General features: G+C 45.5%; 19 protein-coding genes and 1 tRNA gene. 17 read left to right on the forward strand and 3 right to left on the reverse strand.

The window, feature by feature from the left end; translation table 11 throughout:
- Nucleotides 1-19: 19 nt before the first annotated feature.
- From rpoD to WJM45_RS00490, 7 genes are all read left to right on the forward strand, one after another.
- Nucleotides 20-1831, forward strand: coding sequence for an RNA polymerase sigma factor RpoD (gene rpoD / locus WJM45_RS00460; RefSeq protein WP_341327049.1), 1812 nt, complete (start codon nucleotides 20-22; stop codon nucleotides 1829-1831).
- An 8-nt stretch (nucleotides 1832-1839) separates the two neighbouring features.
- Nucleotides 1840-1916: transfer RNA gene (locus tag WJM45_RS00465), tRNA-Ile, on the forward strand.
- 63 nt (nucleotides 1917-1979) lie between these two features.
- The gene (gene metK, locus WJM45_RS00470; RefSeq protein WP_341327050.1) at nucleotides 1980-3140 is read left to right on the forward strand and encodes a methionine adenosyltransferase; all 1161 of its coding nucleotides are present in this window, start codon (nucleotides 1980-1982) and stop codon (nucleotides 3138-3140) included.
- A 19-nt stretch (nucleotides 3141-3159) separates the two neighbouring features.
- The gene (gene ahcY, locus WJM45_RS00475) at nucleotides 3160-4452 is read left to right on the forward strand and encodes an adenosylhomocysteinase (protein ID WP_341327051.1); all 1293 of its coding nucleotides are present in this window, start codon (nucleotides 3160-3162) and stop codon (nucleotides 4450-4452) included.
- A gap of 60 nt (nucleotides 4453-4512) precedes the next feature.
- Nucleotides 4513-5364, forward strand: a complete 852-nt coding sequence (gene metF / locus WJM45_RS00480) for a methylenetetrahydrofolate reductase [NAD(P)H] (RefSeq protein ID WP_341327052.1) — start codon at nucleotides 4513-4515, stop codon at nucleotides 5362-5364.
- A 92-nt stretch (nucleotides 5365-5456) separates the two neighbouring features.
- Nucleotides 5457-6200, forward strand: coding sequence for a 16S rRNA (uracil(1498)-N(3))-methyltransferase (locus WJM45_RS00485; RefSeq protein ID WP_341327053.1), 744 nt, complete (start codon nucleotides 5457-5459; stop codon nucleotides 6198-6200).
- Nucleotides 6197-7102: a CPBP family intramembrane glutamic endopeptidase gene (locus WJM45_RS00490; protein WP_341327054.1), complete on the forward strand. Its 906-nt coding sequence runs from the start codon at nucleotides 6197-6199 to the stop codon at nucleotides 7100-7102. Before WJM45_RS00485 ends, WJM45_RS00490 begins: the two co-directional genes overlap by 4 nt.
- A 251-nt stretch (nucleotides 7103-7353) precedes the next feature.
- On the opposite strand, the gene WJM45_RS00495 is transcribed toward WJM45_RS00490, so the two are convergent.
- Both WJM45_RS00495 and WJM45_RS00500 read right to left on the reverse strand, forming a co-directional pair.
- Nucleotides 7354-7836 carry a YajQ family cyclic di-GMP-binding protein gene (locus WJM45_RS00495; RefSeq protein ID WP_341327055.1) on the reverse strand — a complete coding sequence of 161 codons (483 nt, stop codon included), beginning with the start codon at nucleotides 7834-7836 and terminating at the stop codon, nucleotides 7354-7356.
- Nucleotides 7837-7886: 50 nt separating this feature from the next.
- Nucleotides 7887-9134 (reverse strand): multifunctional CCA addition/repair protein, encoded by a 1248-nt coding sequence (locus WJM45_RS00500; RefSeq protein ID WP_341327056.1) that lies wholly within the window; start codon nucleotides 9132-9134, stop codon nucleotides 7887-7889.
- Between the two features lie 92 nt (nucleotides 9135-9226).
- On the opposite strand from WJM45_RS00500, the gene WJM45_RS00505 reads away from it, so the two are divergent.
- From WJM45_RS00505 to tadA, 4 genes are all read left to right on the forward strand, one after another.
- Nucleotides 9227-10018 carry a sulfite exporter TauE/SafE family protein gene (locus WJM45_RS00505; protein ID WP_341327057.1) on the forward strand — a complete coding sequence of 264 codons (792 nt, stop codon included), beginning with the start codon at nucleotides 9227-9229 and terminating at the stop codon, nucleotides 10016-10018.
- A 114-nt stretch (nucleotides 10019-10132) separates the two neighbouring features.
- The gene (guaB, locus tag WJM45_RS00510) at nucleotides 10133-11599 is read left to right on the forward strand and encodes an IMP dehydrogenase (RefSeq protein WP_341327058.1); all 1467 of its coding nucleotides are present in this window, start codon (nucleotides 10133-10135) and stop codon (nucleotides 11597-11599) included.
- 79 nt (nucleotides 11600-11678) lie between these two features.
- Complete coding sequence (gene guaA / locus WJM45_RS00515) at nucleotides 11679-13268, forward strand: glutamine-hydrolyzing GMP synthase (RefSeq protein ID WP_341327059.1); 1590 nt, start codon at nucleotides 11679-11681, stop codon at nucleotides 13266-13268.
- Nucleotides 13259-13723: a tRNA adenosine(34) deaminase TadA gene (gene tadA / locus WJM45_RS00520; protein ID WP_341327060.1), complete on the forward strand. Its 465-nt coding sequence runs from the start codon at nucleotides 13259-13261 to the stop codon at nucleotides 13721-13723. Before guaA ends, tadA begins: the two co-directional genes overlap by 10 nt.
- An 11-nt stretch (nucleotides 13724-13734) precedes the next feature.
- Here the strand turns inward: tadA and pgi are convergent, their stop codons facing one another.
- On the reverse strand, nucleotides 13735-15378 hold the full coding sequence (gene pgi, locus WJM45_RS00525; RefSeq protein ID WP_341327061.1) for a glucose-6-phosphate isomerase: 1644 nt from the start codon (nucleotides 15376-15378) through the stop codon (nucleotides 13735-13737).
- A 530-nt stretch (nucleotides 15379-15908) separates the two neighbouring features.
- On the opposite strand from pgi, the gene WJM45_RS00530 reads away from it, so the two are divergent.
- From WJM45_RS00530 to msbA, 6 genes are all read left to right on the forward strand, one after another.
- Nucleotides 15909-16502: a hypothetical protein gene (locus tag WJM45_RS00530; protein ID WP_341327062.1), complete on the forward strand. Its 594-nt coding sequence runs from the start codon at nucleotides 15909-15911 to the stop codon at nucleotides 16500-16502.
- Between the two features lie 766 nt (nucleotides 16503-17268).
- Nucleotides 17269-18150 carry a copper oxidase gene (locus tag WJM45_RS00535; protein ID WP_341327063.1) on the forward strand — a complete coding sequence of 294 codons (882 nt, stop codon included), beginning with the start codon at nucleotides 17269-17271 and terminating at the stop codon, nucleotides 18148-18150.
- A gap of 65 nt (nucleotides 18151-18215) precedes the next feature.
- Nucleotides 18216-18647, forward strand: a complete 432-nt coding sequence (locus WJM45_RS00540) for a YqaA family protein (protein WP_341327064.1) — start codon at nucleotides 18216-18218, stop codon at nucleotides 18645-18647.
- Between the two features lie 47 nt (nucleotides 18648-18694).
- Nucleotides 18695-19477 carry a hypothetical protein gene (locus WJM45_RS00545; protein WP_341327065.1) on the forward strand — a complete coding sequence of 261 codons (783 nt, stop codon included), beginning with the start codon at nucleotides 18695-18697 and terminating at the stop codon, nucleotides 19475-19477.
- A 436-nt stretch (nucleotides 19478-19913) separates the two neighbouring features.
- On the forward strand, nucleotides 19914-20486 hold the full coding sequence (locus tag WJM45_RS00550) for a YceI family protein (RefSeq protein WP_341327066.1): 573 nt from the start codon (nucleotides 19914-19916) through the stop codon (nucleotides 20484-20486).
- A gap of 853 nt (nucleotides 20487-21339) precedes the next feature.
- A complete protein-coding gene (gene msbA, locus WJM45_RS00555; protein WP_341327067.1) occupies nucleotides 21340-23115 on the forward strand; it encodes a lipid A export permease/ATP-binding protein MsbA in 1776 nt (591 codons plus the stop codon).
- The last annotated feature ends 65 nt before the right edge of the window (nucleotides 23116-23180 follow it).

Genomic DNA, 23180 nt, shown 5'->3' on the forward strand with positions numbered 1-23180 from the left:
CGTATTCTGTGAGTGAGTGATGAATCAAGAACAACAGCAGTCCCAACTTAAACAATTGATAGCCAAAGGTAAAGTGCAAGGTTACTTGACGTATGCCGAGGTTAATGATCATTTGCCCAGCGATATTGCCGATCCGGAACAGATAGAAGATATCATCGGTATGATCAACGACATGGGTATTCAAGTTTATGAGGATGCCCCCGATGAAGACTCGCTTATTACCGACGGCGCTGCGGTTACCGGTGATGAGGATGATGATGACGAAGTAGCGGCCTTAGCCTCGGTTGATAGCGAGTTCGGCAGAACTACCGATCCGGTTCGCATGTATATGAGGGAAATGGGATCGGTTGAATTACTGAACCGGGAAGACGAATTAAAAATCGCCAAACGCATAGAAGAAGGACAGCAACAGGTTGTCAGAGCGATTTCTCGATCCTGTAAAGTCGTTGATGAATTCATTAGTGACTTTGACTCCATATCGGACGAAGAAGGTGGTATTCGTTTGACGGACTTAGTATCCGGCTTCGTTGATCTTAGTGAACCGGAGGCGGTTTTCAGTAGTCAAGCGGCTAATGACGACTCGGTCGATGAGGGCGCCGACGAAGATGAGGTCAAAGGGCTTGAGTATAATGATGTCAAGGAAAAAGTCGAAGTGCTGCGTACGCTGCATAAATCGGCGGCGGCGGCCATCAAGAAACATGGTTACGGTGATCCTAAGGTCAATGAAAAGCTAGATGAGCTTGCGGAAAGCTTCATCGAGTTTAAATGGGCTCCCCAATATTTTAAAAGGTTGACGGCTACCGTTTCAGAGGCGGTCGCTCTTATCCGTGAAAAGGAAAGGTTAATAGCGGATCTGTGTGTCAATGAAGCCAAAATGACACGCAAAGAATTTATTATTGCAATGACCGGTCATGAGACCGATTACGAATGGTTGGTTCAATATCTGCGATCGACGGGAATTGATAATCAGGTCATCGCGGAAAATGAACAGGAAGTCAAGAAGGCGCAAGCGGTATTAGCCGATATTGCCAGTACTTATGGCTTGTCAGTTAGCGATATCAAGGATATCAACCGACGCATGTCGATCGGCGAAGCAAAAGTTCGGCGCGCTAAGAAGGAGATGATCGAAGCGAACTTACGCTTGGTCATTTCGATCGCAAAAAAATATACCAACCGCGGCTTGCAATTCCTGGATTTGATTCAGGAAGGTAATATCGGCTTAATGAAAGCGGTCGATAAATTCGAGTACCGACGCGGTTATAAATTTTCGACTTATGCGACCTGGTGGATCAGACAGGCGATCACGCGTTCGATTGCCGATCAGGCCAGAACGATTAGAATTCCGGTGCATATGATTGAAACGATCAATAAATTAAACCGGATTTCAAGGCAGATTCTGCAAGAATTGGGTCGCGAGGCGACCCCGGAAGAACTAGCCGAGCGCATGGAAATGCCTGAAGATAAAGTTCGTAAGGTGTTGAAAATTGCGAAAGAACCGATTTCTATGGAAACGCCGATTGGAGACGATGAAGATTCTCATTTGGGAGATTTCATAGAAGATGCTAAAGTATTGTCCCCCATTGAATCGGCGACGATTGCAGGCCTTAGAGAGTCGACCCAAAGTGTGTTGGCCGGTTTGACAGCTAGAGAAGCAAAAGTCTTGAGAATGCGATTTGGGATTAATATGAACACCGATCACACTTTGGAAGAGGTTGGTAAACAGTTTGATGTGACTCGCGAAAGGATACGGCAAATAGAAGCAAAAGCATTAAGAAAATTGAGGCATCCGTCGAGATCCGAACAATTGCGTTGCTTCTTGGATGGCGAATAAAAATTTAAGGGCCCTTAGCTCAGTTGGTTAGAGCGTCCGACTCATAATCGGCAGGTCGTAGGTTCAAGTCCTACAGGGCCCACCATCATTTGAAAGGCTGCTGATGCAGCCTTTTGTGTATTAGACATTAGAGAGTAAAGGCGGTGTCGTGAGCAATAATTTTATTTTTACATCAGAATCGGTTTCGGAAGGTCATCCGGATAAAGTCGCGGATCAAATTTCCGATGCGGTGTTGGATGCACTCCTTGAGCAAGATCCGCGCTCGCGGGTGGCCTGCGAAACGATGGTTAAAACCGGTATGGTTATTTTAGCCGGCGAAATCACGACCGATGCATGGGTGGATACTGAAGCACTGGTCAGAAAAGTCGTCTGCGATATTGGCTACGATCATGGCGACATCGGTTTCGACGGACAAAGTTGCGCGGTCTTGAACGCAATCGGCAAACAGTCGTCCGATATCGCGATGGGCGTCGATGAGTCCGATAATCATGAACAAGGTGCGGGCGACCAAGGCTTGATGTTCGGATATGCGACCAATGAAACCGACGTGTTGATGCCGGCTCCGATCACTTATTCTCATTTGTTGGTCAAACGCCAAGCCGAAGTTCGTAAAAATAAAACCCTGCCATGGCTTAGACCGGATGCGAAAAGCCAAATTACTTTCCGCTATGAGAACAATAAGCCGGTCGCGATCGACGCAGTCGTATTGTCGACTCAACACTCTCCGGAAATCGGTGCCAAGCAGATTCATGAGGCTGTCATGGACGAGATTATTTTGCATGTTTTGCCCAAGGAGTGGTTGCACAAAGACACCAAATATTTCATCAATCCGACCGGTAATTTCGTGATCGGCGGCCCCGTCGGTGATTGCGGTTTGACCGGTCGTAAAATCATCGTCGATACCTACGGCGGGATGGCGAGACACGGCGGCGGCGCGTTTTCCGGCAAGGATCCTTCGAAAGTGGATAGATCCGCAGCTTACATGGCGCGCTATGTCGCAAAAAATATTGTTGCGGCAGGTCTTGCCGAGCGTTGCGAAATTCAAGTTTCCTATGCGATCGGTGTTGCCGAGCCGACTTCGATCAGCGTCGAGACTTTCGGGACCGGAAAAGTCGGCGAAGAAAGATTGGTACAGATAATTCGGGAACATTTCGACTTAAGACCGAAAGGTTTAATTGCAGCTTTGGACTTATTGAAGCCGATTTATCAGGCGACTGCAGCATACGGTCATTTCGGTAGAACCGAAGCGTCCTTCAGTTGGGAAAAAACCGATAAAGCCGATGCATTGAGAGATGCGGCCGGGCTTTAAGTAAATATAGGAGATAACAATGACTCAACCGGACTACAAAGTCGCAGATATTAATCTTGCCGAGTGGGGCCGTAAGGAAATCAATATCGCCGAAACCGAAATGCCGGGTTTGATGGCTTTGCGTGAGGAATTCGGCAGTGAGCAGCCGCTGAAAGGCGCGCGCATTGCCGGCTGTTTGCATATGACTATTCAAACTGCAGTGTTGATCGAGACTTTGATCGCACTGGGCGCTGAAGTTCGCTGGTCGTCCTGCAACATTTTTTCGACGCAGGATCATGCAGCTGCGGCAATTGCCGCTAAAGGTATTCCGGTTTTCGCTTGGAAAGGCGAGACCGAAGAAGAGGCTGAGTGGTGTATCGCGCAAACGATAGAAGGGCCGAACGGCTGGCGTCCGAATATGATTTTGGATGACGGGGGCGATTTGACGTTGATGATGCATCAGCAATATCCTGAGCTGATGACCGATGTCAAGGGGCTTTCCGAGGAAACGACCACAGGCGTGTTGCGGCTAACCGAAATGGTTGCCAAAGGCAAACTGATGGTTCCGGCTTTCAATGTCAATGATTCGGTCACCAAGTCGAAATTCGATAATCTTTACGGCTGCCGCGAATCCTTGGTTGACGGTATCAAGCGCGCGACCGATGTCATGATTGCCGGTAAAATTGCAGTCGTCTGCGGTTATGGCGATGTCGGCAAGGGTTGTGCGCAATCGTTACGAGGCTTGGGTGCGACCGTATGGATTACCGAAATCGACCCGATTTGCGCTTTGCAGGCGGCGATGGAAGGCTATCGTGTCGTCACATTGGAAGAAGCCGCGCCGATCGCCAATATTTTTGTCACGGCGACCGGTAATTTTAATGTCATTACGCATGATCATATGGCGGCGATGCGGGATCAAGCCATTGTCTGCAATATCGGGCATTTCGATTCCGAGATCGAAATTTCTTCGTTACGACAATACCAATGGGAAAACATCAAGCCGCAAGTCGATCATGTTATCTTCCCGGACGGCAAACGTTTAATCGTATTAGCCGAAGGGCGGTTAGTTAATTTAGGCTGTGCGACAGGTCATCCAAGCTTTGTCATGTCTAACTCGTTCTGCAATCAGGTTCTGGCGCAAATGGAGCTATGGAATCATGCGGATAAATACGAGAATAAAGTTTATGTATTGCCTAAAAAATTGGATGAAAAAGTCGCGGCATTGCATCTAAACCAATTGGGTGTGAAATTGACCCGGTTGACTGAGAAGCAAGCCGAGTATATCAATGTGTCGATGGATGGACCGTTCAAGCCCGAACATTACCGTTATTGATCGATGTAGACACGGACAAGTCATTGATTGGCTTGTCTGTTGTTTCAATAATCTGAAATCATGCAAACACAACAAAAATATCCCAAGCTGTTCAGTTTCGAATTTTATCCGCCCAAAACCGAAGCCGGCGAGGAAAGTTTGCAGGCCGTGCATGCAAAGTTGAGTCGTTTGAATCCCGATTTTTTTTCGGTGACTTTCGGCGCCGGCGGATCGACGCGGGATAAGACCTTCGATACGGTCGTTAAAATTCAAGAACGCGGCGTTGCTGCGGCGCCTCATCTGTCATGCGTTGCATCGACGCATGAGAATATCAGAGAGATTCTGCACGGTTATCGCTCGAACGGGATAAAAAAAATTGTTGCGTTGAGGGGCGATTTGCCGTCCGGAATGATGTCGGCCGGGCAATTTCGCTATGCCAATGAGTTGGTCGACTTTATTCGTAGCGAAACCGGCGATTATTTTCAGATTCATGTCGCAGCATACCCCGAGACCCATCCTCAGGCGCGAAGTGCTGCCGAGGATTTAAAGAATTTCAAACGCAAAGTCGATGCCGGTGCGAATGCCGCGATTACGCAGTATTTTTATAACGCCGAGTCTTATTTTTATTTTGTCGATGCCTGCGAAAAAATGGGTATCGATATTCCGATTGTTCCCGGCATCATGCCGATTACGAATTATTCGCAATTATTTCGTTTTTCCGATATGTGCGGCGCGGACATTCCACGCTGGCTGAGGAAAAAATTGGAAGGCTTCGGCGACGATAGGGAACAAATCATCGCGTTCGGTTGCGATGTCGTAACCCGTTTATGTCAGCAATTGTTGGATAATGGCGCCCCGGGATTGCATTTTTATACGATGAATCAATCCGCGCCAACGTTGGCGATTTGGAATAATTTGAATTTATCGGATTAATCAAAGAAGGATGGGCGGTTTATCGTGAAAAGGGCGAAAGCCCTTTTTTTGTGACCGCGCGAAGTATAACTCACAGGTCATGGGTATTTGAGATGAGAGTTTCCCGTTTGTATGTGCAAGAAGGCCTTGGTAAAAGTCAGAGCGTAGAGCTTGACAACGATGCGGCTCATTATGTCAGAACGGTTTTACGACTGAAGAAAGATTCGAGATTGATCGTTTTCGATGGTAAAGGCGGCGAATATACAGCGGTTGTTGCTGAAGCGAGCAAAAAAAGAGTTGCCCTGGATTTGGGGCAATGGCGCGACCGGACGGTTGAGTCTAATTTGACGATTAATCTTGGTCTTGCGATATCGCGAGGCGATAAAATGGATTGGGGCATACAGAAAGCAGTAGAGTTAGGGGTTAACAAGATCACTCCGTTGGTGACCGAACGTTGCGTCGTGCAATTGAAAGGTGAAAAGCAACAGCAACGGTTGATGCATTGGCAAAAAATTGTGCAACATGCGGTCGAGCAATGTGGTAGAACCGTTTTACCCGCACTGAATTCAGTTGATGATTTGAGCGATTGGGTCGATAAACAAGCAGGTTTGAGAATTTTTTTGGACCCTTATGCCGAAACCAGTTTGTCTCAGCTTAAGCCGTTAAATGATCAAGTTACCTTGCTATCCGGCCCGGAAGGCGGTTTTGCCGACTATGAGCGGGATATGGCCAAAGCGGCGGGTTTTATAGCGGTTCGTCTAGGGGCCAGAGTCTTGCGTACCGAAACGGCTGCGTTGGCCTCGATCGCCTCTCTACAGATGCTGTGGGGCGATTTCGGAAGTAGTATACAATCATGAAATATCTTGTTTATATTTTAATGCCATTGGCGGTCTTGTTGGCTGCGGCGTCACTGGGTTGCGTGGTAGGCTATTTAATATGGCTGGGTTTCGGCGATCAGTTTCCGCTGCATAAAATCATCAGCAAGGTCGGTAAGTTATTCTTAGTGTTGAGTATTTTTCCGGTCATGGCGGTGCTTCATCTCAAGGGGCGGGATTTGGGCTTTGCCGATAAAGCTACGATGCTGCGGCAGTTCGGTTACGGGTTAGGCTTAGGTGTTTTGACGTTGCTACCGGTTTTTATCGTACTCTATCTTGCGGGCGTTCATGTCATTGATGAGACGCGATCCTGGTCTTTTGCTTGGGTTTTACAAAAATTCGTTACGGGATTTTTATTGGCTTTATTGATATCGCTGGCCGAAGAGCCGATTTTTAGAGGTATTCTGTTCGCTGGCCTGAAACAAAGAATGCCGGTGATCGGAGTCGTGCTGATTAGTTCTTTTTATTACGGCATATTACATTTTCTCGATAGCCATAGCCGTTTTGCGAATGAAGAGGTTACCTTTTTTAGCGGATTCGTTTTGTTGAAAGAGGCGTTGCTAAATGTCATGAATCCCGATATTTTGCCCGCCTTTTTAGCGTTGTTCATGGTCGGAGTTTTTCTGGGAGTCGTTAGGTCGAGGGTGCCGAACAGCTTGGCTTTATGTATTGGTTGTCACACCGCTTGGGTTTGGCAGATAAAGTTTAACAAGTCCTTATTCAACGTCGATCCTGAATCGCCTAATCTTTATTTGGTGAGTAGTTATGACGGTGTGGTCGGTCCGTTGGTGACCGTTTGGATGCTTTTAGCAGTGTTTTGCTATATCGGCTATCGATATTTATACCCGTCGAAGATCAAAATTCGGCGCCTGGGTGCCCGCTAGAGGACGCCGTGAACCCAGCACCTAAATTATCCTGGACAATTAATCCTAGCCAATGAGCTATGGAATTTAGGTGCTGGGTGAATACGTCCATGTAGGCTCTATGCCAGCTCCATGCTGGCAAAGCCTTTATGAACGCCAGGATGGCGTGAATGTCGATTTTGCAGGAGCGAAAATCGACCGGACACCCAGGCGCCTCCTCTGGCACTGCCGAAATTTGAAGTGCGAAAGGTATAAAATTACGGTGATTCGGTTTAATCGCGAAAATTATTGAATTGTAGCGGCATTTCAAAATTTTCCGCCTTGAGCATTTGAATGACTTGTTGTAAGTCGTCTCTTTTATTACCGGTGACCCTTACTTTTTCGCCTTGTATAGCCGCCTGTACCTTAAGTTTTTTATCTTTGACCAACTTGACGATTTTTTTGGCAAGTAGCGATTCAATGCCTTGTTTGAGTTCTATGATCTGTTGAGCCGTTCTGCCGGTAGTTTTGGGTTCGTTGATTTCCATGCAGCTGATGTCGATGCCGCGTTTGGTCAGTTTCATTTGCAAGATATCGAGCATCTGCTGCAATTGAAATTCCGAGCCGGCGCTCATCGTGACTGTATCGTCCTTGAGTTCGTATGTCGCGCCGGAACCTTTAAAATCGAAGCGTGTGGTAACTTCCCTATTAGCCTGGTCGACGGCGTTATGCGCTTCGTGCGAGTCGTATTCGGAAACTATGTCAAAAGATGGCATGGTGTAATTTATCGTTTAAAAGGGCAATATAAGGCGAATGTCTTTTTAATTCAAGACAGGTTTGCATTAGTGTTTTTTTGTTGTTTCAGATTTTCAGTAATCGCATGTATCCTTAACCTGCGAATTGCCGCGCCGATTTGAGCACCTTCCAGGCCGGATTTGAGTACGCCGGAAATATCGATGGCTGCCGCTGCTTTAGCGGCTTCTAAAATGTAACCGGCCTGCGGATAGGCGGTGTTTTCTGTCCCGCCCCTGCCTCTCGCATCCGCCTCGCAAGCTAATAAGAAATCTTTTAGGGTTGAGGTATTTTTAAATGCCCCTAGGTCTAACAACAGGTCGGTTAAGGTAGCAGGCCGCAGTTCGAAAGCTCTATGCGCAAGTGTGTGGTAGCGCATGACCCGTTTAGCGAGCATTCTATAATGATTTGGTACTCGTATTCGGTCAGCTAATTGCTCAAGCAAAGGCAGACCGGTTTTTTCATGACCGTAGTGATGCGGAAGTCGTTCTTTCGGAGATATCGCCTTGCCGAGATCATGCACTAAGACGGAAAAGCGAATTTCGGGTTTCTCGGATAGGCGAGCCGCTTGTTCGAGACTCAGCATCGTATGAATGCCTGTGTCGATTTCAGGGTGATGTTGTCGCGGTTGTGGAATGCCGAAGAGGGCGTCTATTTCCGGGAAAATTTTGGCTAACGCTCCGCATTCTCTGAGGGCATAAAAAAATGCCGATGGCGTTCTTTCGATGAGCGCTTTATATAGCTCGGCCCAGACGCGTTCGGGAACAAGATAGTCGATTTCACCGCTACGAACCATTTGTTGCATGAGTCTCAAGGTTTCATCGGCAATATGAAAGCCTAAATGCGCATAACGAGCAGCAAAGCGTGCAACGCGCAACACTCGGACCGGGTCTTCGCTGAAAGCTGGGGAAACATGGCGTAAAATACGATTTTCTAGATCGGCAATACCGTTATACGGATCGATGACTTTGCCTTCCGAGCTCATCGCGATGGCGTTAATAGTCAAGTCGCGGCGTAGAAGGTCTTGTTCCAGACTGACGTCTGGCGCGCTGTGAATACTGAATCCTTTGTAACCTGGGCCGGTTTTGCGTTCGGTCCGTGCCAGCGCGTATTCCTCCTTGCTCTCGGGGTGTAAAAATACCGGAAAATCTTTGCCTACAGGGTTAAATCCTTTTTTCAGCATTGATTCGGGTGTTTCCCCGAGCACGACCCAATCTCTTTCCGTCACAGGGAGGTTGAGCAGCTGGTCGCGTACCGCGCCGCCGACTAAATAGGTTTTCATGATTATGATTTGTCTTCGTCTTTCTATGATGGCGTTAGTATAACGCTTGATTAGAGTCTTAAAAAAATACGCTGTTAACAAAAGGGGGGCAAGTGGTCGAAATTTTTATATTAAGCATGATTGCCGGCACGGTAAGCGGATTATTAGCAGGATTATTCGGCATCGGCGGCGGACTGATATTGGTGCCGATACTAGTTTTTTTGTTTAAGTCGCAGGATTTTTCAGCCGATTTTATCATGCATATGGCTGTGGCCACGTCATTGTCGACTATCGTGTTGACTTCAATTTCGGCGACTCTTGCGCATCACAGGTTGAAGTCTGTGATATGGCATAAGGTTTACAACTTGGTTCCGGGCATCGTAATAGGGTCGGTTTTAGGCGCCGTCATTGCCGACACTATTTCGGCGGACTCACTGCGTATTATCTTTGCTATTTTTCTGTTGTATATAGGGGTTCAGATGGCATTTCAAATCAAGCCGGAAGCGGTCGTGATGCGGCAATCGCGATTATTGGATGCAGCGGTGGCCATTGTCATCGGAACTCTTTCTTCATTGTTAGGTATCGGGGGCGGGACGATGACGGTGCCTTACTTGGTGCGCGGGCAATATCCAGTTCGCAATGCGGTGGGTATTGCCAGTGCTTGCGGATTGCCGATTGCGTTTGGCGGGACGCTCAGTTATATGTTGTTAGGCTATGGAAAAACCGGCTTGCCCGCAGGCAGTTGGGGTTATGTTTATTTGCCCGCGTTTGCAGGCATTGTATTATTGAGTATGATCACGGCACCGGTAGGTGCAAAATTGGCCCATAAGCTTCCCGCGCAAACCATGAAGAGTTATTTTTCATTATTAATCTTTATTATGGCGGTAAAGTTACTTTCGGAATAATCGGGTTGTTAGCGATTGTCTAACGGTTCGGAAACTATATCGATTAAGCTGATTCTAATGTTAAATATTTCATAGTATAATTTTCGGTTATTTTTCTGACTGTAAGGAGTGAGTATGCGAGTTATTCAGGAAGCTCTCACGTTTGATGATGTATTACTAGTTCCGGCCCATTCGGCGGTGTTGCCTCGCGATGTGGATTTGAAAACCCGCTTGACGCGCGACATTACGCTTAATATTCCTTTGATTTCCGCGGCGATGGATACGGTAACAGAATCGAGGCTCGCCATCGCAATTGCACAGGAGGGCGGAATCGGTATTATTCATAAAAACATGACTGCGGAACAACAAGCGCGGGAAGTGTTGCGAGTCAAAAAATACGAAAGCGGGGTGATCAAGGACCCGATTACGGTATCGCCTAATATTAGTATTCGTGAAGTATTGGCGCTGACACGAGCAAAAAACATTTCCGGCGTGCCGGTTGTCGATGGCGATAATTTAGTCGGTATTGTGACGAGTCGCGATTTACGCTTCGAAACCCGCTTCGATGAGCCGGTTTCGAAAGTGATGACGCCAAAAGAACGCTTGATTACGGTTAATGAAAATGCCGACCACAAGGAAGCTATCGAACTGCTGCACAAATATCGTATCGAGAAAGTATTAGTGGTCAATGATTCATTTCATTTGAAAGGGATGATCACGGTCAAAGATATACAAAAAGCGAAAGACTATCCGCAAGCATGCAAAGATGAGCAAGAACGTCTTCGCGTAGGCGCGGCGGTCGGGACCGGTCAAGGTACCGAAGAGCGCGTTGAAGCATTGGTGAAGGCTGGCGTTGATGTGATTATTGTCGATACGGCTCACGGGCATTCTCAAGGCGTATTGGATCGGGTCGGTTGGGTTAAGCGAAATTATCCGGAAGTGCAGGTGATCGGTGGAAATATCGCCACGGCAGCAGCTGCGAAAGCCTTGGTTGAGGCTGGAGCCGATGCGGTTAAAGTGGGCATCGGGCCTGGCTCGATCTGTACGACTCGTATCGTTGCCGGTGTGGGTGTGCCTCAAATAACTGCAGTCAGTAATGTTGCCGATGCGCTTAAAGGTACCGGCGTTCCGCTGATCGCGGATGGCGGAGTTCGGTATTCGGGGGATGTCGCCAAAGCATTGGCGGCGGGGGCTCATGCGGTGATGTTAGGTGGTTTGTTCGCCGGTACTGAAGAAGCGCCGGGCGAAGTCGAGCTTTATCAAGGACGCTCTTATAAATCGTATCGAGGCATGGGGTCGCTGGGCGCGATGTCGCAATCACAAGGTTCCAGCGACCGATATTTCCAAGAGGAAACCGATAAAGTCGAAAAACTGGTGCCTGAAGGTATTGAAGGCAGAGTACCTTACAAAGGCAGCTTGTATGCGATCATCCATCAATTGTTGGGCGGCATTAGGGCGAGTATGGGTTATACCGGTAGCTGTACGATCGATGACATGCATCAGCGGTCCGAATTTGTTCGGGTAACTAATGCCGGTATGCGTGAAAGTCATGTCCATGACGTTACGATCACCAAGGAAGCGCCTAATTATCATATGGAATAATGGTTAATCCCTTCGGTAAGCTCATTAGGGGTTCATTGGAGCCCTTTTAATTTTTGTCGTTACAATATCGAGTGTCAACGTGAGTCAACAAGCATCGACCAACATTCATCTCTATAAAATCCTGATTTTGGATTTTGGGTCCCAATACACCCAATTGATCGCCCGAAGAATACGAGAAATCGGTGTGTATTGCGAAATACTTTCTTGTGATTGCGGGGTCGACGACATTATTCGATTTGCACCGAATGGCATTATATTGTCGGGTGGGCCGGAAACGGTCACTAGCGATGATACGCCGCGTGCGCCTCAACGGGTTTTTGAATTGGGTGTTCCGGTATTGGGCATTTGCTACGGCATGCAGACCATGACCGAGCAATTAGGAGGTAAAGTCGAGTCGTCCAGTCATCGTGAATTCGGTTATGCGCAAATTCGCGCGCATGCACACTCTAAGTTATTGAAAGGTATTGAGGATCATACATCGCCGGAAGGCTTCGGTTTGTTGGATGTTTGGATGAGTCATGGCGATAGAGTTGTCGAACTGCCGGAAGGTTTTATCCGTATTGCCAGTTCCGATGGCGCGCCTATTGCCGGTATCGCGCATGAAGACAAGTTGTTTTATGGTTTGCAATTTCATCCGGAAGTGACGCATACCCGGCAGGGTTCAAGAATACTATCGCGTTTTGTGCTCGATATTTGCGGTTGCGAGGCGCTGTGGACGGCCGATAATATCATCGAAGACAGTGTTCATGCGGTTCGCCGTAAAGTCGGCTCGGATCGAGTGATTCTAGGGCTTTCGGGTGGCGTGGATTCGTCGGTCGTGGCGGCCTTGTTGCATGAGGCAATCGGCGATCAATTGACTTGTGTGTTCGTCGATACCGGTTTGTTGCGCTTGCACGAAGGCGATCAGGTCATGGCTACATTTGCCGAACACATGGGCGTCCGGGTAATCAGGGTCGATGCCGAGCAACGTTACCTTGAGGCTTTGCAAGGAGTGGCGGACCCGGAGCGGAAGCGAAAAATTATCGGTAACTTGTTCGTCGAGATCTTCGATGAGGAAGCAGCTAAACTGGCCGATGCGAAATGGTTGGCGCAAGGCACGATTTATCCGGATGTGATCGAGTCGGCCGGCGCGAAAAGTGGTAAGGCTCATTTAATCAAGTCTCACCATAACGTCGGTGGGTTGCCGGAAAATATGACGCTTAAGTTGCTGGAGCCCTTGCGTGAATTGTTCAAGGATGAGGTTAGAAAGCTTGGTTTGGAGCTTGGCTTGCCTTACGAAATGGTATTTCGTCATCCCTTTCCAGGGCCTGGCTTGGGTGTGCGGATTTTAGGTGAAGTCAAAAAAGACTATGCCGATTTGTTACGACAAGCCGATGCGATATTTATCGAAGAATTATATCGTCATCAATTATATGAGAAGGTCAGTCAGGCATTTGCGGTGTTCTTGCCGGTCAAATCGGTCGGCGTGATGGGCGACGGGCGGCGTTACGATTATGTGATTGCCTTGCGCGCGGTTGAAACCATCGATTTCATGACGGCGCGTTGGGCGCATTTACCTTATGATTTTTTGGATTTGGTTTCGCGTCGGATTATTAACGAAGTCTCGGGTATTTCTCGGGTGACTTACGATATTTCCGGCAAGCCGCCGGCTACGATTGAGTGGGAATAGCCGATAATCATAACGACGAAGCGTGGATGCGGCATGCCTTTAGATTGGCGCAACGTGCCGAGGGCATGGGTGAGGTGCCGGTTGGCGCGGTTATCGTCAAAGATGGCGTATGCATTGCCGAAGGGTGGAATCGACCAATTGCGAGTCACGACCCTTCTGCGCACGCGGAAATGCTTGCGATTCGTGAGGCCGGCAATATATTGAAAAACTATCGACTGACAGGTACGACGCTCTACGTTACGCTTGAGCCTTGTGTGATGTGTATGGGGGCGATCGTTCACGCCAGAATCGAACGCCTGGTGTTTGCTGCCGAAGATCCTAAGCGTGGCGCAGTATGCAGTGCAATCAATCTGTCCGAATCGCCAATTTTAAATCATCGAGTCGCATGGCGATGCGGTGTTTTAAAAGATGAGTGTTCCGAAATGCTTAAAGACTTCTTTCGGGCGCGTCGTTAGTTTGGTACTGATCAATTGTCTGTTTTACGTAATTTTTTATACGCATTAATTAGGCCATTCGTGGAGCAGTCATGACTGCTGATGGTTTCGTCATTTAGCAGTTCGGGTAAAATGACTTTAGCCAGTACTTTGCCCAGTTCAACGCCCATTTGGTCGAAAGAGTTGATATTCCAAATAGCGCCTTGCACGAAGATTTTATGCTCGTAGAACGCGATTAAAGAGCCTAATGTTTTAGGTGTAAGCTTATCGAAAAGAAAAGAATTAGACGGCTTGTTACCCACAAAGACTTTAGATGCGACTAATATGTCGTTATTTCTATCTTGTTCGGGTAGTTCAGCAATGACTTCTTCGGCACTTCTGCCATGCATCAAAGCTTCCGGTTGGGCAAGAAAGTTTGAAATTAAAATATCATGATGTTTCGGTAGGTGATAATGTGAGTTAGCCGGAGCCAGGAAATCACAGGGTATGAGTTTAGTGCCTTGATGGATCAATTGGTAAAACGCATGCTGTCCATTCGTTCCCGGCTGGCCCCAGATGATCGGTCCGGTACTATAGTCGACCGATTGGCCCTCTCTGTCGATGCTCTTACCGTTACTTTCCATGTCGCTTTGTTGTAGGAATTCGCAAAAATAGCGCAGTGATTGGTCGTAGGGCAATATCGCATGGGATTCTGCGCCATAAAAATTATTATACCAAATGCCTAGTAAACCCATGATGACTGGAATATTGCGTTCGAATGGCGTATGTCGAAAATGTAAATCGGCTTCGTGTGCGCCTTGCAGCAATTGTTCGAAATTATCCATACCTACCTGTAAAGCAATGGATAAGCCAATTGCTGACCATAATGAATAGCGTCCGCCAACCCAGTCCCAAAATTCGAACATATTTTCCGGATTAATGCCAAATTCGATGACATTTTCAGGGTGTGTGGAAATCGCGACAAAATGCTTTTCAATGGCTTTTTCGTCATTAATTTGCCCGAGCAACCAGTTTCTTGCGGAGTGCGCATTAGTCATGGTTTCCTGAGTATTGAACATTTTTGATGCAACGATAAACAGAGTCGTTTCGGCGTTGAGCGATTTGAGTTTTTCAACTAGATCTGTTTGATCGACGTTTGAAACAAAATGAACATTTAATTTATCGGAAGCATAAGGGGTTAGCGCAGTAGCAACCATCTTTGGGCCAAGGTTCGAGCCGCCTATGCCGATATTGACAATGTCCTTAACGGGTTTTCCAGTGTGTCCTAGCCATTGTTCTCTTCTTACCTTATCCGTAAAGACGCGCATTTTGGCCAAAACCTGATTGATGCTTGGCATTACATCGACGCCGTCAACCATGACCGGGTGGTTGCTTCTGTTGCGTAATGCGGTATGCAAAACAGCTCTTTGTTCGGTATGGTTGATTTTTTCGCCGGTAAACATGGCTTCGATTTTTGAACTAAGTGCCGAATCAGTTGCCAAATCGACCAACAATGAACGTGTGTCTTCTGTGATTAAGTTTTTCGAGTAGTCGAATAGAATGTCGTTGAAATGAAGTGAGAATTGTTCAAAACGACGAGGGTTTAGATCAAACGCTTCTCTAAGGTCGAAGTTTTGAAGGGCGGCGCAATGACTAACTAAGGATTTCCAGGTGGGGGTCCGGGTCAAAGATGGCATGTGATTAGTTTCCTGTATGAGTCGGTCAGGTTTGCAAAAGTCAACGAAAACACGGCTAATTGCTGATACAAATTAAAATAAGCATTATATTACTATGTGCCTTTTGGGGGCAATTTACCCCGCGTCTAAATCCAAAGGGTATTGTTTTGTGATGGATTGGGTGGTGTAGTAGCAAAGAAATCTTGTTGTAGCATTACAATATCTGAACGAAATAAAGACTAATAAGCAAAAAGCTGTGCTGTATATTCGGAGAGATGTCGACAGATGGTTAAAGCCGCCAAGCCATAGTGGATGGGTTTATAGCGCTTCTCGACGGACATGCTTCAACTTGAATCGGTTATTGACTTAGAGGGGAGTGGCTTTATTTGTATTGGGTGATATGTTAGAGTTCATAAGTGCATCAGTGATAATAAAAAATTAATGCAGTTTTTTGCTTATTCGAAACTTTGGTTTATCGCTGGTTTTAATCTTTTAAAAGAGCAACAAGCAATTATAAAAATTATAATTAACCGACAAAACTGGAAGGTATTATGAACAGAAAGAACATCGTAAGAAATAGTCTCCTAGCGCTTATGGGCTTGGTTTTTTCCGCTTCAGTTTGGGCTCATGGCGGTGCGGCTGGTACCGATACCGATCAATGTAAGTTTGAATTGGAGCCTGGGCACTGGGTTCATTATACGGCTTATCAACCATCAGCTTTCCCAGCCGAAGAGTTTTGTGCAAATATTCCTAACACTAACACTTTGACTCAATTGGTTTTCGATTATCAAGATCCACGATACAGAAAGATGTCTGTTGAGTTTGAAGTGACAAAAGAACCTGAAGGCACTCGTGTTTTTCATATGCCTGCGCAAAAACATAAATCCGGGACAGTCACTTTAACTTTGGATAAAGGGGTTCCCGAAGTTGGAAATTATCTGATTCATATCACACTGGTTCCGGACGAAGGCGAAAGGCTGGATGTACACATGGGTTTTGTCGCGGGTAAAGGACAAGAGACTAGTACAGGTTTGATGGCGCTATATGCCTTTTTTGTATTCGCGGGTCTTTATATCCTCTACCTATCGCATGCCGGATTTAAGAAAAAAGTCGACGAGTTGTTAGGAAAAATCAAAGAAGTCTGAGATTTATAGTATGGCGGCAGATACGATCGAAAGTCGCCAATTATATCTTCTCGCATACCAGGCTTAGTACATATGTGTAAATGGGCTATGCCTGGATATGCCAGAGGTGCAGTATTTCATAAGTTTTGTTTTCAAAAATTATTTCAATTAGCTATTTGCCCGGTTACGGAAATGATAGGAGCGTTTTACCGATCTAAAAAATGCTTGTGACTGCTGTATAGGCAGAGCAACGGTTCGGAAAAGGGCAGAAGAAAACCGCAGTTTTTGAATGAGTGGAATAACTCAAACGAATGACCTAAAGACTTGGTCGTAAATATATCCGTCGTAGATGAAAATTCGGCATAGGGGTGCTCAAGGACATCGTAAACCCAGCCCCAATATTATCCAAGACAATTAACCATGGCCAATGGGCTATGGAATTTAGGTGCTGGGTGAATCGTCCATGAAGGCTGTAGCCAGCCCCATGCTGGTCCCTCGTCTAGCGTTACGTGAGGAACCGAGCACACCCGGCGCATCCTTAGGCAATGCCGAAATTTGAAGTGCGAAAGGTAGTCTACTCTATTTTTAAAATAGGGTAGGTTGGTTCGGTTGTTTGATTGACGGGTGTCGGCGGCAGGTGCATTATCTTGTCAAGACAGTAACAGAGGCCGCTACAAAGCTCATGGTTCTAGGATGTTATTTGTCACTAAATCCTAAACGCTCAGCTCAATTAAGAATGTCGACGAAAGTTGTTAAAGAAGACGAATTTTAAAGTTAAGGTGAAAATATGAGGTTTGGATTTTTCTCAATTGTTGCTACAAGTTTTATGTTGGCATCAACGGTGCTTCAGGCAAAGGAGTATGAAGAGCACAACAATATGATGGATCACGGTGGCGGCCATCTGATGGACATGGGCGGCGGAATGGTAATGGGGCAAAATACGGATACCTTGCCTGGTGGTTGCGATAAGATTGCTGCAACTAAAGAAATTACAGTTCGCGCAGGGCATCAATATGCCGAAAAATTTCCGGGGCGAATGTTTGCATTCGATACCCAGGAGTTTCAGTTCGAACCCTGTACCAAATTGACGGTTAATTTCATTAACGATGACAATGTTCGACATCAATGGATGATGCATGGTCTACCTAAATATTTGTATCCGAAAGGCATGTTTCATTTGGAGGTAACCGGTCCAGGAAAAATATCGGGTACATTAATTTTACCGCCTGGAGATAAGACCTATTTAGTACACTGCGATATTGCCCAGCACATGGAGAAAGGGATGAAGGCGCAATTGAAGGTAGGTAAGGGCGCCGGCGATTTGCCGAGTATCCCGGGCGTGACCCCCTATGTGATTCAGGATAGTTACGAAGTTTCTCCAATTCTTGATAATCCGATTCAGTCCCAAGACGCTTCAGGGGCAACATCGAGCAACACCGCTTCGCAAGAGAGTAGCTCATGGTTTTCCGGGGTTATGGTAATCGGTTTGGCGATTGGTTTGTTGATCTCGCCTTTATTAGCAAAAAAATTCAAAGGGATGAGTTTTTCCGAAGGTGTCTCTTATGTATTTGAATTAATCGGAAATATATTAGGTTTTATATACAGACTTTTTTCCAAAGTGCTACAGTCCGTTTTTTCAGGAAAAAATAAAGTATTGCCTGAGAAATAAATGTAAAAAATGGGTCAAGCCCCTGTAACCTTTGGGTTTCAGGGGCTTTTTTGTGGGTTAAGTAAATGCCGGAAGATTTTCTAGGTTTGGCGGGTTTATTTTTTAGTGCCTTTATATCGTCGACGATTGCTCCAGGCGGTTCTGAAGCCGTGCTGGCTCTGATGGTGTCGGAACATCAGGACCAAGTGATACTATTAGTCGGAATTGCGACTATCGGCAATACTTTAGGTGCTTTGACTACTTGGTTTTTAGGATATATAGCGGCAAAGAAATATCCTCTCGATTCATTGTTAGACACTAAAAAACAAAAAGCGATAATGTGGGTTAGAAAATGGGGGCGATGGGCGCTTTTATTTTCCTGGTTACCGGTTATCGGAGATGGTTTTTGTTTTGCCGGAGGGTGGTTAAAATTATCTTTGTATTCATCTATAGTATTCATTTTTACTGGAAAATTAGTTCGATATGCGGCGATTTCCTGGGTATTCGCGGGGAATTAACGCGGATTGCTGCTTTTGTTTAAATATGTGTTCAAAGAGGAAGTTTGATGTTAAGACATTTTCCGGAGCCGGGTATTGCTTACGAGCATAGACCGCGCGACTATTTTATTGCAGGATTTACATTTTTTTGTGTGGCTGTTTGTTTGGTCGTAGATGCTAACGCTACCATAGAAAAACAAAATGCATTGGGCGTTTGCGGATGGGTTTTTCTCATAGGTTTGTTATTGGGCGAGTCTAGTGAAGTAAGGATGCAAGTTATTATTGCCGTAGCTTTTGCGACAGTCGGCGAGCATTTTGCGTCCCCTTATATGGGAGGATATACCTATCGTTTTGAAAATGTGCCTGCTTATGTTCCTCCGGGTCATGGTATGGTTTACTTGACCGCCGTTGCATTGGCGCGTTCCGGATTCTTTATGCGGTATGCACGAATGATTGCGCTATTCGTCGTCGTGGTTTGTGGGCTTTGGTCGGTTTGGGGTATCAGTGGTCTGGCTGTGCAGGGTGACTCGGTAGGTGCACTGTTATTTTGCGTATTTTTAGGTTATTTATTTAAAGGACGTTCACCGCTGGTGTATCTGGCGGCATTTTTTATTACAACCTGGTTGGAGTTAATTGGGACGGCTGCCGGAACTTGGACGTGGGCTTCCATTGATCCAGTATTGGGGCTTCCACAAGGAAATCCACCGAGCGGAGTGGCTGCTTGGTATTGTTTGGTCGATGCAGTTGCAATGGGTGGGGCTGCGCCGGTTATGAAAGGGTTAACAAATATATCCAGTTGGTTGCCTATAGGGCGAAGCCGAGTCGCCGCTTATCAAACGGTAGATGAATAGATAGAGTTTAGGTGAGCAAAAATTTTTATCGTGAATGTTGCTATACCTTTGATCAAACTTAAGCGCCAAAATTTGGTTGATAATGAGTAAACAAAAAGTGAGTATTCAGTCCCGCGGCCATTCCCGTTCCCATGCCCGGCGTGGGAATGCCTGAGTACCGCTCCAGCGGTATGAGACGCTTGAGCGTCTCGGGCTGCATCCCACGCTGGAGCGTGGGAACGATAGGGGGTGTGAATAATGACAACTAAAAGGTTTTTCATGTCACTAGGCCCAGTCTTAAAAAATTTGGTGCTTAGAGTTTAAGAAGTTGGGTCATAAGAGTTAAAAATCATGCCAATTTTTACTGAGCGTCTACAAATAAGTTTGGGTTGAATTATTGGCGTATAAGATAGTCGCGTGTTTTTTGCATTGTTTGGGTTTTAAATCGAGGTTGAAAATGAAAAAATTAGCATTAATTGTGTTGGTATTGTTTGCGCCAACGGCGTTTGCCGATTGGGTATTAAATCAAAAATTATCGTCATTAAGTTTTCTCACTACCAAAAATGCAAGTGTTACCGAGAAGCATACGTTCAATGAAATGTCTGGATCGTTAAGCGATGAAGGTGTGGCGAGACTTGTTATTCAGTTAAATAGTGTCGAAACCGGTGTGCAGATCAGAAATGAACGCATGAAGGAATTTTTATTTCAAATTGATCGTTTTCCGGAAGCTTTAGTTGAGCTGAAATTTGATAAGACTAAGTTGAATTCGTTAAAGGCCGGACAAATGATGGACCTGCCCGTAACCGCGAATCTTAAATTGCACGGTGTTGAGCGTTCAATGGATGCTAATTTAAGAATTATTAAGTTAACTAATGCTCAAGTCTCGGTGACAACTGTCGAGCCGATTATCATGAATACCGAATGGTTCGGTCTGCAGGCGGGTATTGAAAAGTTACGCGAAATCGTTAATTTGCAGAGCATCACCGGAGCGGTGCCCGTCACGTTGAGTCTTGTTTACAATTTACAATAAAAAATTTTTCAATAGATTTGTTTGCGCGGCCCTCTTCTGAGTTATTGGGTTATTGAGGTTTAAGTGTCTGATGTTTATCGGGATAGTGTTTATAGTTCCTTCATGCAAAATCTGCAATCACTTATCCATGGTATTTAAGTTGCCGCAAGTTCGTATGAATTCATCCAACACCTAAATTACCCATACTCATCGTAGATCAAAATTCGGCCCCGGGGCGCGCGTCAAAAGACGCACGCCATAAATATATCCATATAGGCTCTATGCCAGGCCCTCACCTAGCGTTAGGTGAGGGGCCGAGAAACCCGGTACTTCGTTAGGCGCTGCCGAAATTTGAAGTGCGAAAGGTAAAGGCACATCTCATACCTTTTATTCTTAGACGGTTTTACGATCAAAAGGGAGTAAGTTGGGAAGATGTCAATTTTTGGACTCTTCCGTACTTGCCGTGGTAACAGCGTGTCGACACCAAATAAGAAAAGAAGATTCTCACTTATGTGACTGATATTCAATGTAGCTTATTTGCTAACCCAGCCTTAACATTGCGCGTCAATAGGTTATTGAATAATATGCAATAATTAATTTTATGGCACTACAAAGTTAAATTTGGCATGATTTTTAATTATTATATTTCAATAGCATAGGTGGTAGGCACTGCACTTGTTAAAGCTGGGCTAAGAATTTGCTTTGTCGCTAATTTTCAAATTACCACGAGAAATCCGGAAGAGCCAACTTTGGAGCGAAATTGCGAAAAAACAAAACCTTGAGTCTGCTTTCAGATAAAAAAGTGAACTGTGATAAATATAAATCAATCAGTTAAGCGGTTGGTTCGTTTCGTTACGAATTAGGCTGTGGGATCATGAAAATTTTTAAGTCAAAAAAACAGAACAGAACAAAAACCGGTTATCTAGTTTATAAAAGATTACTGAGTTATGTTCGCCCCTATAAAAGCTGGTTTTTTTTCAGCATAATCGGTTTCTTGATATATGCGGCGACACAACCTTTATTTGCGGCAATCTTAAAACATATCATCGATTCGTTACAAAGCGGTTCGAGAGAAGATGTCGGTTTAATGCCCTTGCTCTTTATCGGCTTGATATTATTAAGAGGAACCGGATCTTATCTTGGTAATTATTTCATTGCCAAAGTGTCTACAAGTATCGTTCATGCATTGAGGTGTGAAATATTCAATCATTATACGGGTTTGCCTACAAATTATTTCGACTCAAACAACAGCGGACACATGATGTCTAGGATCACGCATAATGTTGGAGAGGTAACGCAGGCAACGACAGACTCGGTGCAAATTGTAATTAAGGAAGGATTGACTGCGCTTGGTCTGGTGCTGTACTTGTTTTATATGAACTGGTTGTTGACACTGGCATTTTTATCAGTCACACCATTTATTGTGTGGCTTGTTAAATATGTGAGTAAAAGATTACGCTCATTGAGTAAAGATATTCAAAATTCGATAGGTAATTTGACGCACATAACGTCTGAGTTGGTCAGTGGGCATCGAATTGTCAGGAGTTATGGGGGCGAAGAATATGAAAAAAATAGATTTAAAAATAGTAGTCAATTTCATCGTCGGCAATCATTAAAACTTGCGGCAACATCAGCGTTACATGGACCATTGCTGCAATTAATTATTTCTATTGCCTTGGCTGGTTTAATGTATTTGTCTTTGACTTTAATGCAAGAGGCGACTGCCGGTGAATTTGTTGCGTTTTTAACAGCTGCTTTTCTTTTGCCGCGACCCATTAGACAGCTGAGTGATGCTAATTCAAAAATACAAAAAGGAGTGGTGGCGGCCGAGTCCTTGTTTGCCATATTAGATGAGCCGGTCGAGAATGATTCTGGAGAATATGAGCCAAAGCATTGTAAGGGTAGAATTGAATTTAAAAATGTACGATTTAGATACCAAGGAGCAGAGAGCGAGGCATTAAAAGGAATTAGTTTTACGGTTGAGCCAGGGCAGACTGTAGCTTTAGTTGGCGCCTCGGGTGGAGGCAAGAGTACGCTGATTAATTTATTGCCGAGATTTTATGAATATTCGTCGGGTCAAATCCTTCTTGATGGTGTAGACATAACCGCTTATAAGTTGGAAAACTTAAGGCGACAAATTGCAGTAGTGACCCAACAAGTCACATTGTTTAACGATACGGTAGCGAATAATATTGCCTATGGAGCTTTGCAAGGGGTGTCTTTGGAAAGCGTGGAGCAAGCGGCAAAAGATGCCTATGCGATGAAATTCATCCAAAAAATGCCGCAGGGTTTGCAAACCGAAATCGGAGAAAATGGCGTTAAGTTGTCTGGAGGACAAAAACAGCGATTAGCATTAGCGAGAGCTTTATTGAAAAATGCCCCGGTTTTAATCCTAGATGAAGCCACTTCTGCTCTCGATACCGAATCAGAGCGGTATATTCAAAAGGCCTTGCAGAACATTCTTTCAAATAGGTCCACAATAGTAGTGGCCCACCGTTTGTCTACTATAGAGAATGCCGATGTAATTCTTGTAATGGATAATGGTCAAATAGCAGAACAGGGTTGCCACAAGGAATTGCTAGCAAAGAATGGGCTCTATGCTAGGCTATACGACATGCAGTTCAATGGCGAGACCAATATGGGCGTATAAAATAAATCGACAAAATGAAAAAGGGGAAGAAAAACTGTTGACATGTGGAAGTAGGACTGTATAAT

The organism is Methylotuvimicrobium sp. KM2 (assembly GCF_038051925.1).
Taxonomy (GTDB): domain Bacteria; phylum Pseudomonadota; class Gammaproteobacteria; order Methylococcales; family Methylomonadaceae; genus Methylotuvimicrobium.

Excerpts from the sequence above, each read along its gene's own strand:
- rpoD (WP_341327049.1), top strand. The coding sequence starts at position 20 with ATGAATCAAGAACAACAGCAGTCCCAACTTAAACAATTGATAGCCAAA.
- ahcY (WP_341327051.1), top strand. The coding sequence starts at position 3,160 with ATGACTCAACCGGACTACAAAGTCGCAGATATTAATCTTGCCGAGTGG.
- metF (WP_341327052.1), top strand. The coding sequence starts at position 4,513 with ATGCAAACACAACAAAAATATCCCAAGCTGTTCAGTTTCGAATTTTAT.
- WJM45_RS00485 (WP_341327053.1), top strand. The coding sequence starts at position 5,457 with ATGAGAGTTTCCCGTTTGTATGTGCAAGAAGGCCTTGGTAAAAGTCAG.
- WJM45_RS00490 (WP_341327054.1), top strand. The coding sequence starts at position 6,197 with ATGAAATATCTTGTTTATATTTTAATGCCATTGGCGGTCTTGTTGGCT.
- WJM45_RS00495 (WP_341327055.1), bottom strand. The coding sequence starts at position 7,836 with ATGCCATCTTTTGACATAGTTTCCGAATACGACTCGCACGAAGCGCAT.
- WJM45_RS00500 (WP_341327056.1), bottom strand. The coding sequence starts at position 9,134 with ATGAAAACCTATTTAGTCGGCGGCGCGGTACGCGACCAGCTGCTCAAC.
- guaB (WP_341327058.1), top strand. The coding sequence starts at position 10,133 with ATGCGAGTTATTCAGGAAGCTCTCACGTTTGATGATGTATTACTAGTT.
- pgi (WP_341327061.1), bottom strand. The coding sequence starts at position 15,378 with ATGCCATCTTTGACCCGGACCCCCACCTGGAAATCCTTAGTTAGTCAT.
- WJM45_RS00530 (WP_341327062.1), top strand. The coding sequence starts at position 15,909 with ATGAACAGAAAGAACATCGTAAGAAATAGTCTCCTAGCGCTTATGGGC.
- WJM45_RS00535 (WP_341327063.1), top strand. The coding sequence starts at position 17,269 with ATGAGGTTTGGATTTTTCTCAATTGTTGCTACAAGTTTTATGTTGGCA.
- WJM45_RS00540 (WP_341327064.1), top strand. The coding sequence starts at position 18,216 with ATGCCGGAAGATTTTCTAGGTTTGGCGGGTTTATTTTTTAGTGCCTTT.
- WJM45_RS00545 (WP_341327065.1), top strand. The coding sequence starts at position 18,695 with ATGTTAAGACATTTTCCGGAGCCGGGTATTGCTTACGAGCATAGACCG.
- WJM45_RS00550 (WP_341327066.1), top strand. The coding sequence starts at position 19,914 with ATGAAAAAATTAGCATTAATTGTGTTGGTATTGTTTGCGCCAACGGCG.
- msbA (WP_341327067.1), top strand. The coding sequence starts at position 21,340 with ATGAAAATTTTTAAGTCAAAAAAACAGAACAGAACAAAAACCGGTTAT.